We start from the raw sequence: 11,320 nt of genomic DNA, 5'->3' as shown, positions 1-11,320 counted from the left end.
CCCGCGGCTAGACGGAAAGACCCCGTGAACCTTTACTATAGCTTGACACTGAACCTTGAATTTTGATGTGTAGGATAGGTGGGAGTCAGAGAAACTTAAACGCCAGTTTGAGTGGAGACGACCTTGAAATACCACCCTTTAACGTTTGATGTTCTAACGAAATATCTGAAACGGGTATTCGGACAGTGTCTGGTGGGTAGTTTGACTGGGGCGGTCTCCTCCCAAAGAGTAACGGAGGAGCACGAAGGTTTGCTAATGACGGTCGGACATCGTCAGGTTAGTGCAATGGTAAAAGCAAGCTTAACTGCGAGACAGACAAGTCGAGCAGGTACGAAAGTAGGTCATAGTGATCCGGTGGTTCTGAATGGAAGGGCCATCGCTCAACGGATAAAAGGTACTCCGGGGATAACAGGCTGATACCGCCCAAGAGTTCATATCGACGGCGGTGTTTGGCACCTCGATGTCGGCTCATCACATCCTGGGGCTGAAGTAGGTCCCAAGGGTATGGCTGTTCGCCATTTAAAGTGGTACGCGAGCTGGGTTTAGAACGTCGTGAGACAGTTCGGTCCCTATCTGCCGTGGGCGTTGGAGAATTGAAAGGGGCTGCTCCTAGTACGAGAGGACCGGAGTGGACGCATCCCTGGTGTTCCAGTTGTGTCGCCAGACGCATTGCTGGGTAGCTATATGCGGGAGAGATAAGTGCTGAAAGCATCTAAGCACGAAACTTGCCTTGAGATGAGTTCTCCCAATCTTAGAGATTGTAAGGGTTGTTTAAGACGAAGACGTAGATAGGTGTGGTGTGTAAGCGGTGCGAGCCGTTGAGCTAACACATACTAATTGCCCGAGAGGCTTAACTATACAACGCTCAAGTGTTTTTGGGTGAAGTAAGAAAAAGTAAGTAAAACTAAATCAAAATTAAATAAACTAAAAAATCAGACAAAAAAGAGAATCAAACAGACAGCTTGTTTTTAAATTTAAAGAATAGAACAAAAGAAATGTAGGGTCGTATTGAATACGCCCAATCATCAAAGGAATAATCCTGATGGTCATAATGCAGTAGCCCCACCTGACGCCATGCCGAACTCAGAAGTGAAATGCTGTAATGCCGATGGTAGTGTTGGGTTTCCCAATGTGAGAGTAGGTCACCATCAGGGCATTATAAAACGGACCCCGCTGAGCAATCAGTGGGGTTTTTGCTTTTTGGCGCTAGACTCGAACCTATCCAACATCAAAAATTTGCACTTTGGGGCAATGACCGCATATTCTTTTTTCTCCATCGGTTAAAAATGAATGATTTTGAAAGGAGTATATACTCCTTTTACTTTCTATTGCATAGAAAGTAAAATATCTCTGCATAATCCAAAATCTTTCGAGGAGTCTCGTATGTATAAAATCTTTCTTTTTATTTTAGGGCTATTTTTGTCGGTTTCTGCTGTAGCAAAAATGCCACCTCAAAATAATGCTTTAATGAATAAAGCTGCTAATAATATTGTAAATGATTATTTCAATTTAGGTATTACAGGGTTGATAATTAATACACAAGATTGTTTTGAGAAAACACCACAGAATTTATATTGTATTTATTATGGTTTGGGAGCAGCAAGTTTAGATTGGAATGTTTCTAAAGAAATGGGTTTCCCTGTTAATGAGTTTTGGAATAGCCCTGCATTTTTTAATTTACCTCATACACTTTATAAATCTTATAACATGACTCAAAATGAAGTGAAACAGCATGTGTCTAAGACTTTTAGAATAATGACCGATAAAACTTATCAGAGTTTTCAGAAAAAGATTAATTCCCAATAGTGGGATTTTATTGCTATGTGTAGTGATTAAAACATCAGTCCCACACAAAATTTATGAAATACCTGTTTCTGAGATAATAACTAGAAATGATCCATCCCAAAAAGTTAGATGCTTACATCAAGGACTGACAACGATCTTTTATCGGACTCAGTCCTTTTCATTTAGAAATGATAAGAAAAGTAATATAATCTGATTGACACGCATTATTCCCCTTATTACAATTCTTGATAATATTCATAACCTTAAACGTAGCCAATGTCTTTCCAATCCCTGCAAGCTAAATACAAAATCGCACAGCAAGAAAGCCGTGCGTGGGCGTTGTTAAGGGCGGATAATGCACCTTATATTTTGGCATTTTTGGACGCTATATTTGCCGATTATAACGAAATTAGCTATGGCGAAGCTCGCTTACTGCTTGATTCAGTATTAGAACGTAGCCGAGAGTTGGGCACTTGGGAAACGCAAAATAATGCCACCACTTATCTGAATCAGTGGATTCGTCAGGGTTGGCTTAGGGAAATGGATGATCTGCTTACCAAAACAGATTCTGCTGAAACGGCGTTACGTTTTTGTCGTAATTTACATCAACGAGCGTCTAACACCACAGCGTCGCATTTACGCATTGTGCAAGAAGCAGTACGTGAGTTGGTGGTGGCGTTAAGTGATAATTCGGATGATCGCATCGCCTTATTAGAAAACAAAAAAGCCGACATTCAGCGTGAAATAGATGCTATCAATGCAGGGGTCATCATTGAACTAGATGATAACCACAAGCGTGAACGTATTCGTGAAATCTATCAATTAGCATCACTATTGACTGCTGATTTCCGCCATTTAGAAGAAGAAATTCGTCAATTTGACCAGTCTTTACGGATTGCGATGATTAGTGATGATAGCTCACGTGGTGCGGTATTGCAGTCGGTGATGGATAAAGAAGAACTCCTAGCCAAAACCGAAGCAGGTGGGGCATTTGAAGGTTTTTTTCAGCTATTGTGCGACCCTAATCGTGCCACGGAATTGCGTGAACAATTACGTCAAATTCTTGCTAAGCCTGATGTCGCCAGTCATTTAGCCGATAATCAAGCTCGCTTTTTGGGGCAGTTGATGAATGAGCTAAATAACGAAAGCCAGCGTGTGTTTAGAGTCCGTCGTCGCACCGAACAAGAACTGCGATCTTATATAGAAAGTGGACAAGCAGTGGAAAATCAAGCGGTAGATCGTTTGCTGAGTAAATTAGAAAAAATTGCGGTGAATTTTAGCCAACTAGATAATTTGCACAAAATCAATACAACCCTATCCTTGCCAACAGGTACCATTCAAATCAATTCCCCCACGGCTCAACGTCTAAAATTACCGAGTGAAAAAATTGAAACTGATACCACATTGCACCAAAACAGTCATAATGCCAGTGATATGGTCTTGGCGAGTTTAGAAACGGTTAAAATCGGTCAAGTGGCTGAGCAGATTTTTGCTTGCTTGAAACAATCAGGGGCATTAAGTGTTGCAGGGCTTGTGGAATGTTTACCGATTAACGCAGGTTTAGAAGAACTGGTTGCTTTTTTGCGTGTGGCAAAGGCGGTGAATGCACCTGATTTAGGGCAACGTGAAAGCTGTATTATCCACGATAAAAATGGCGAGAGATTGCAAGTTTCTATACCTATGTTGCTGTTGAGTGTGGATTTATTCCCCACTGATTTAAATGAATTACCGCTATAAGGAACAATAATGTCGCAAAGCCTATTTGAAATGATCAGTGGTAAACCGACTGACACGACAAGCGAGCTTGAACCCGTCGAGAATAGCGAATCTCAGGATGAAGTAAGTCCACCTGAAGTCTTTCCACAAGCAATGCCTGAAGACGCCAAGCGTGTGTTGGTTTATTTGTTGCGTCAGGGTGTGATTTTACATAGCCAAAAAGCAAAATTATTTGACAGTCTATGCCGTTATCAAGTGCAAATTCGTCAGCATTTGGCAGATGTGTATTTGTCCTTAATGCTTGATGAACGTGCTGGGGTGGCATTTGTACAAACCCAAGATAGCACTGCAAGTGATGATGAAGCGGACGAAGCCGATGAAGACAGTTATTCGTTGATCACAAGGCGGACTTTGTCGCTATTTGATACCTTATTGTTACTGGTCTTACGCAAACATTACCAAGAACGAGAAACCGCAGGCGAGCAAAAAATCATCATAGATTTAGAGCAGTTAGAAATTAGCCTAAGTCCATTTTTACCGTTAGTAGAACACGCCAGCCTTGAACGTAAAAAATTAAGTGGACGTGTCAAAGAGCTAATGAAACGCAAATTGCTCACCGCTGTTAGGGGGTCAGACGAGCGTTTTGAAATTACACCGATTATTCGCTATGTGGTCAATGCCGAGTTTTTAGAAAGTTTATTGGTGGAATATCAACAATTAGCCGAACAGTAATTATTTGCAAATTATCCGTAAAAAATCACCGCACTTTTAACAGATTAAACACATTCAGGACACTGCTATGCCAAACACCACGCAAAATACGCTTTTCGCTCCGTCCCAAATTCGCCTTGCGGAATTATCCGTGTTTAATTGGGGATCATTCCACGGTTTGCATAATGCCCGCATAGATCCACAGGGTACGCTGATTACCGGTGATAATGGTGCAGGTAAATCTACCTTTATTGACGGTTTAATGGCGTTGTTACTTCCCCCAAGTAAAGCCAGTTTTAACGTGGCAGCCGCCCAAGGCGACCGCTCGGATCGTTCACTACTGTCTTATATGCGTGGCAGTTTTGGCTCGGCAAATGATGGCAGCCAAACACGCACTAAAAACAAGCGTGATAAGGCGGTGATTACGGGTTTGCGAGCCTTGTATCAGGGCGATGACGGTACGCAAATTACTCTGATTGCCTTGTTTTGGACGTTGCAAGCTAGCAACAGCCTAAGTGATGTCAAGCGTCTGTATCTGATTGGCAAGCAAAATATTCAGCTCAAAGATGTGCTTGATGTTTTTGCTGATGCTGACAGTCGAGCGTTAAAAACGTGGCTCAAATTGCAACCACAGATCACTTGCCTTGATGATCGTTTTAACGATTATCAGCAGTTGTATCGCCAACTCTTATCTATGCAAAACAAAAATGCGCCAGCCTTACTATCTCGTGCTTTGGGATTAAAAAAGATTGATGACTTAACCAAGTTGATTCGTGAATTAGTGCTTGAACCAAGTAGTTTACGTGATGAAGCACGCTTGATAGTGGCTGAATTTGCCGATTTGGTCAGTACCCACGATAAATTACAAGATGTGCGTGAACAGGTATCACACCTAGAACGCTTACCCCAATTAGCCCAAAATATAGATAAATTGCGAGAGCAAAGCCACAGTTTAGAACAACAAAAAATCGGCTTGCCTGTTTATTTTGCTCAAGTGCAAGAGCAGATTTTTAAGCAAAAATTGCAAATCCTTGCTGAAAAACTAACGCACATTGCCCAGCAAATTCACAGCAATCAGCAAGCCATTAGCGATAGTCAAGTACAAGTAGAAAGCTACTATGCACAATATTTACAACTTGGTGGCGACCAGCTAGAAAACTTACGCAAAGACATCGCCTATTTACAAGAAAAACTACAGCGTATGATTGTAGAAAGCAGTCAGTATCAGCAGATTTGTCGTCAGCTCGCTTTAGATGAAAGCCTAGACGCTACGCAATTTAGCCACAATCAACGCCACGCCGAGCAACAGCTTGCCGATAGTGAAGCCCAAGGTGATGCCCTTTATGCACAGTTTAGTGCTAAAGATCGTCAGCAAAATGAATATAAACAACAACTTAGCACGCTAAAAATTGAGCTAAACGAACTTAAAGCACGCCCAAATTCTAATATAGAGCTGCGTTATCAACAATTGAGAGACAAAATCGCCGATGAATTAAATTTTGCGGAAAATAGCTTAATGTTTATCGGTGAGTTAATAGATGTTGCCGAAAATGAGCAAGCGTGGCAAGGGGCGATTGAGCGTGCTTTGGGTGGTAAACGTACTACGCTACTTGTACCACAAGCTCGCTACGCCCAAGTTACCGACTGGCTCAATGCCCATCACACAGGGCTATTTGTGCGGGTGCAAGTGGTGGAGCAGGGCAATTTTGCCCCTGTGGATTTTGCCCCAAAGGGCTTTTTAAGCAAGCTCGTTTGGCGTAAACACCCTTATCAACACTGGTTGCAACGCCATTTAAGCAAAAGCGATTTGACTTGTGTGAATGGCATTGACGAACTCAACCGTACGCCATTTTCTCTCACGCAGCAGGGCTTAATGCAGCTACAACAAGGTTATTTTGAGAAAAAAGATCAGCACAAGGTGAATGACCGCCGTCAATGGCAACTGGGCTTTAGTAATGAACAGAAAATCGCCCTATTAAGCAGTCAAATCAAGCAAATTCAAGACGAATTGGAGCAGTGCGAACAGGACGTGAAACAGTGTTTACAAGCGATTAAAACCTTGCAACAACAGCATTTGCAATGGCAAAAAATCCTTGAATATCAATGGGATAATATCAACGCCCCTTATCGGCAACAATTGCTAAGCATTAAGCAACAAAACTTGGCACGCCTAGAAGATAATTCTGGCGATATGGCACAAGCCCAAGCACGCTGGACGCAAGCCAAAGATGAGCTAGAACATCTGCGTAAAACAGGCTTAAATTTAGCCAGCGAACAAGGCGGACTACAGCAACAGCAATCCTCCTTACAGCAACAATTACAGCAAGCACAAGCCTTGGTGGAACAAGGTCTAGCTGATGATGTGCAGGTGCTATTAAGCAAGCGTCTAGCTAAGGTAAATGTGGAAAATTACCAAGAGCAACAACAGGCACAAGCCGACTTAGAACAAGAATTGCAACGCATTCGTGAACGCTTAGGTAGCGAAGAAAAGAGTGCGGTGGGCGTGATGAGTTCCTTTAAGGGCAAGGACAAATGGCAGCCGCTCACCGTGGACTGGGGCGTTGGCTTGGACGGCTTGGCGGATTGTTTGCGTTACTTGGACGAATTGCAACAAGAAGGTTTACCGCAACTGTTTGAGCAGTTCAAACAACGGCTCAACAAACACACTACGCAATCCTTGGCACGACTACAAAACCAATTAGAAAGCGAATATGAAAAAATCCGTGACCGCATTGCACGTATCAATCTCGTGTTGGCAAAAACGGAATTTAAAGCCAACTCTTATTTACGTTTAGATGCCAAACGTGAAAAATATGCCCACGTTATTGCTTTTGATCGCAATCTCAAAAAAGCCTTGGGTTACTTAACCAGCGATAATCACGAAGAACGCTTTAATTTATTGCAAGAATTAGTACAGATTTTGGACAAAGCCAGCGACTCAGCAACCGCTCACAGTTTAGAGAGTTTACGCTTGCTTGACCCACGCTATCAAATGGCATTCAAAGCCGAAGAAGTGCATAGCCAAAGTGGCGAAGTGCTTGATGTGCTGGACTCATCTAGCGGTAAATCAGGCGGTGAAAAAGAGTCCTTTGCTGGTACAATCGTGGCAGCCAGCCTTGCCTATGTGCTTACGCCTGATAATGGCGATTATCCGATTTATAGCACGGTATTTTTGGACGAAGCCTTTTCTAATACCGCCGAAGCAGTGAGTCGCCGAGTGTTGCGAGAGTTTAAAGCCCTTGGCATTCACGTTAATTTGATTACGCCGTATAAAAACTTAAATTTAGCACGAGAATCCGCTCGTAGTTTACTGATCGCCGAACGTGATAGCGAAAAACACGAAAGCCGTTTGTGCGAAGTAACGTGGCAACAGATTGATGAGCAGTTGGCGAAAAAGCAAAATCTTGCACAGCAAGCACAGGATTTGGGGATTGAATTAACTTAATGGCAGATGCAAACTGGGGCTTGCTCCCCCACAATATCACCGTCCTACTCACCCAGCGTGAATGGCTCCATCGCACCCATCTCAAAGCACGCTTAAAAGGCGAGCGTGCTTTTCCGCTGGAAATCAGCCTAAAAGCCCCCACAAATGCACAAATACTAGACAATCCAGAACATTTTCAACGCTTTATCCACGCTTGGCAAAATGCCTTACCGAGCTTTAATGTACAATGGCAAACACGCCAACTCCGCCATTTTGGTGAACAAAATATCCCCATTAAAATTCAGATTAACACTTTACCTGATTTAATCGCTTGCCTAGGCGAAAATGAACAACAAGCATTTGATGCTACTTATCGCAAATTTGCCTTTTTGCTTAAAAATTTGACCGCACATTTGGATTTTATCAATACGTTAATTGATAATTTAGAATCGATTGAGCCTTTGACTGAAGCTGAATTACAGCTTCTGGTGCAACTTATCCCCCAGTTACAGGCAAATATGGGGCAGGGCAATTATCTGCGTGCCTTGCCTTTGGTCGGCGTGGATACCAAATTTTTAGAAAGCCATTTTGTGTTAGTAGAAAATTTGCTAGACGCTTTACATAATGGACAGGTTAAAACTCAGGATTTAATGGCGTGGCTCAATTGCAAGCCTAAACCAAAAGACTGGTTATTGATTAAACCGCTATGTAACAAGACACAACAAGCCCTTGGCGGATTGCCGATTTTACGGCTGGATAGTGAGACCTTGCTCAATTTTGCCTTGCCTGCCCAGAATATTTTGATTGTAGAAAATGAACAATCCGCTCTTGCCTTGCCAAATTTAGACAATAGCATAGCAGTCGCTGGTGGTGGCAAAAATGTAGCTTGGCTAGACGCGGCTTGGCTGGCGGATAAAAATCTTGCCTACTGGGGCGATATAGATTCGGACGGATTGCATATTCTTAATCTCGTACGCCTAAAACAGCCCAGTATTCGGGCGTTAATGATGGACGAACAGACGCTCATTCAACATCAAAAGCAAATGGTGAATGAAGCCAAAGCCTGTGAGTTTGTACCGAGTGGTTTAACGGTGGCGGAAGTGGGATTGTATCAGAAGTTAAAAAATGGTGGGTTTGGTTGTACACGCTTAGAACAAGAAAGGTTAGCGGGGGATTATGTCGCAATGATATTGGCGAAATGGTTGGCACGTTGATAAAACAACTCATCAAACAATATCATTCGTCAATTCCTACAAATTTTGCTACACTAAATCCAATGCGGATTTCACCTAGGATTTTCTATGCAACTCACGGCTCAACTTCTTCAATCTGTTCTTCATATTGCTAATGAAGCAGGTAAAATCTTAGAAAATTTCTATCTAAAATCTGAATCTATTGAAATCCATACAAAATCAGACAATACACCCGTGACAGAAGTGGATGTTGCCATTAGTCAATTTTTAACCCAAAAACTCACCGCACTTACCCCTGATTTTCCTGTTCTCTCGGAAGAAAATTGCAATATTCCCTTAACAGAACGACAAAAATGGGCAACCTATTGGCTAATCGATCCTTTAGATGGTACGCAACAATTTATTGATAGAACGGGGCAGTTTTCTATTTTAATTGCCTTAATTCATCATAATCGTCCCATTTTAGGGGTTATTCATGCGCCGATTTTACACAAAACCTATTACGCTATGCAGGGATTTGGGGCGTATAAACTGGAAGATAATTATCATCAACGCCTAATCGCTCGCCATATTGATTTAAGTAAACCGCTTAAAATCGCCGTGGGTTCAGACAGCCATAAGCAAAAAGTGCGGTGTATTTTGCCTGAGAATTTTCCTTGTGAGTTTCTCGTATATGGTTCTAGTGGCTTAAAAGGGGGCTTGGTGGCAGATGGTACAGCGGATTGTTATGTGCGTTTAGGTGATACTGGTGAATGGGATACGGCAGCAGCTGAAATTTTACTCAGTGAGTTAAATGGAAATATTTTCGAACCGCATTTTTTACCTTTAACTTATAATCAACGAGAAACCTTTATTAATCCTCATTTTGTGATGACAGCAGATCGTGAAGTAAATTGGCAAAAAATCTTTTGCTTTAATTAGTAATAGCTATTTGAAAATTCTATGTGAATGGTGCATAGTATAGGGATAGTTTATCGTTTTACTAGGATATAATAATATGAATGCAGAAAATAATTGTATTGTGATTTTTGGTGCGTCAGGTGATTTGACTCATCGTAAATTAATTCCAGCCCTTTATAACCTCTATAAAATCGGGCGTTTAACGGAAAACTTTTCTGTGCTGGGCGTGGCTCGTTCAGATTTAAATGATGAAAGTTTTCGTGACAAAATGCGTAAAGCATTGATTAAACATGAGAAAGCAGCAGGTGAAAGTTTAGATAATTTCTGCTCACATTTGTATTACCAATCTGTAAACACCTCTGATTCGCAAGATTATGGTAAGTTAGTGCCACGTCTTGATGAATTACACGATAAGTACCAAACCTGCGGTAACACGCTTTATTACCTTTCTACCCCGCCAAGCCTTTATGGTGTGATTCCTGAATGTCTAGCGGCTCACGGCTTGAATACCGAAGAATATGGTTGGAAACGCATTATCGTGGAAAAACCTTTTGGTTATGATTTGAAGACGGCTCACGAATTAGATATTCAAATTCACCGTTTCTTTGAAGAACATCAAATTTACCGTATTGACCATTATTTGGGCAAAGAAACCGTGCAGAACTTACTCGTGCTACGTTTTTCTAACGGCTTATTTGAACCCCTTTGGAGCCGTAATTTTATTGATTATGTGGAAATTACAGGCGCAGAATCCATTGGCGTGGAAGAACGTGGGGGGTATTATGATGGCTCTGGGGCAATGCGTGATATGTTCCAAAACCATCTATTGCAAGTGTTAGCCATGGTAGCCATGGAACCGCCAGCGATTATTAATGCGGATTCTATGCGTGATGAAGTGGCGAAAGTCTTACACTGTTTGCACCCATTAAGTGAAGATGATCTGCAAAATAATTTGGTGCTAGGCCAATATACCGAAGCCCAAATTGACGGCGAGCAAGCCAAAGGCTATTTACAAGAAAAAGGTGTACCAGCGGACTCAAATACGGAAACCTTTATGGCATTACGCTGTAAAATTGACAACTGGCGTTGGGCGGGTGTGCCATTCTATGTGCGTACAGGTAAACGTTTACCGACTCGAGTGACAGAAGTCGTGATCCATTTTAAAACCACGCCACATCCGGTATTCAGCCAAAATGCCCCTGAAAATAAATTGATCATCCGCATTCAGCCGGATGAGGGAATTTCCATGCGTTTCGGCTTGAAAAAACCGGGGGCAGGGTTTGATGCGAAAGAAGTTTCCATGGATTTCCGTTATTCGGATTTAAGCGGCTCATCAAGTTTATTAACCGCTTATGAACGTTTATTACTTGATGCGATTAAAGGTGATGCCACCTTGTTTGCTCGTACCGATGCCGTACACGCTTGTTGGCGATTTGTGCAACCGATTCTAAATTATAAAGAAAATCGGGGTCGTGTGTATGAATATGAAGCAGGCACTTGGGGGCCGAAAGAAGCGGATAAACTCATTGCGAAATCGGGTCGAGTGTGGCGTAAACCCAGCGGTGTAATGAAGAAAAAAATCTAAGGAAGG

7 protein-coding genes and 2 rRNA genes are annotated in these 11,320 nt (G+C 42.2%); all 9 read left to right on the top strand.

Annotated elements, in window-relative coordinates; translation table 11 throughout:
• Nucleotides 1-858, top strand: a 23S ribosomal RNA gene (locus ACTG7L_RS10420); the annotation flags it as partial.
• A 180-nt stretch (nucleotides 859-1,038) separates the two neighbouring features.
• Nucleotides 1,039-1,154: ribosomal RNA gene (gene rrf / locus ACTG7L_RS10415) — 5S ribosomal RNA — on the top strand.
• A 229-nt stretch (nucleotides 1,155-1,383) separates the two neighbouring features.
• Nucleotides 1,384-1,806, top strand: a complete 423-nt coding sequence (locus ACTG7L_RS10410; protein ID WP_439328485.1) for a hypothetical protein — start codon at nucleotides 1,384-1,386, stop codon at nucleotides 1,804-1,806.
• A 255-nt stretch (nucleotides 1,807-2,061) separates the two neighbouring features.
• The gene (locus ACTG7L_RS10405) at nucleotides 2,062-3,522 is read left to right on the top strand and encodes a DUF3375 domain-containing protein (RefSeq protein WP_439328484.1); all 1,461 of its coding nucleotides are present in this window, start codon (nucleotides 2,062-2,064) and stop codon (nucleotides 3,520-3,522) included.
• Between the two features lie 9 nt (nucleotides 3,523-3,531).
• The gene (locus ACTG7L_RS10400; RefSeq protein WP_439328483.1) at nucleotides 3,532-4,233 is read left to right on the top strand and encodes a DUF4194 domain-containing protein; all 702 of its coding nucleotides are present in this window, start codon (nucleotides 3,532-3,534) and stop codon (nucleotides 4,231-4,233) included.
• Between the two features lie 67 nt (nucleotides 4,234-4,300).
• Entirely contained in the window at nucleotides 4,301-7,657 is a 3,357-nt protein-coding gene (locus ACTG7L_RS10395; protein ID WP_439328482.1) for an ATP-binding protein, read from the top strand.
• Nucleotides 7,657-8,850: a DUF3322 domain-containing protein gene (locus tag ACTG7L_RS10390; protein ID WP_439328481.1), complete on the top strand. Its 1,194-nt coding sequence runs from the start codon at nucleotides 7,657-7,659 to the stop codon at nucleotides 8,848-8,850. The genes ACTG7L_RS10395 and ACTG7L_RS10390 overlap by 1 nt, the downstream gene beginning before the upstream one ends.
• Before the next feature lie 87 nt (nucleotides 8,851-8,937).
• Complete coding sequence (gene cysQ / locus ACTG7L_RS10385) at nucleotides 8,938-9,750, top strand: 3'(2'),5'-bisphosphate nucleotidase CysQ (RefSeq protein WP_439328480.1); 813 nt, start codon at nucleotides 8,938-8,940, stop codon at nucleotides 9,748-9,750.
• Nucleotides 9,751-9,826: 76 nt separating this feature from the next.
• Nucleotides 9,827-11,314, top strand: coding sequence for a glucose-6-phosphate dehydrogenase (gene zwf / locus ACTG7L_RS10380; RefSeq protein WP_439328479.1), 1,488 nt, complete (start codon nucleotides 9,827-9,829; stop codon nucleotides 11,312-11,314).
• The last annotated feature ends 6 nt before the right edge of the window (nucleotides 11,315-11,320 follow it).

It is taken from the genome of Lonepinella sp. BR2357, assembly GCF_051851525.1.
Lineage (GTDB): Bacteria > Pseudomonadota > Gammaproteobacteria > Enterobacterales > Pasteurellaceae > Lonepinella.
Note: the sequence above shows the minus strand (reverse complement) of the source record. Positions and strands in the feature narration are given on the sequence as shown.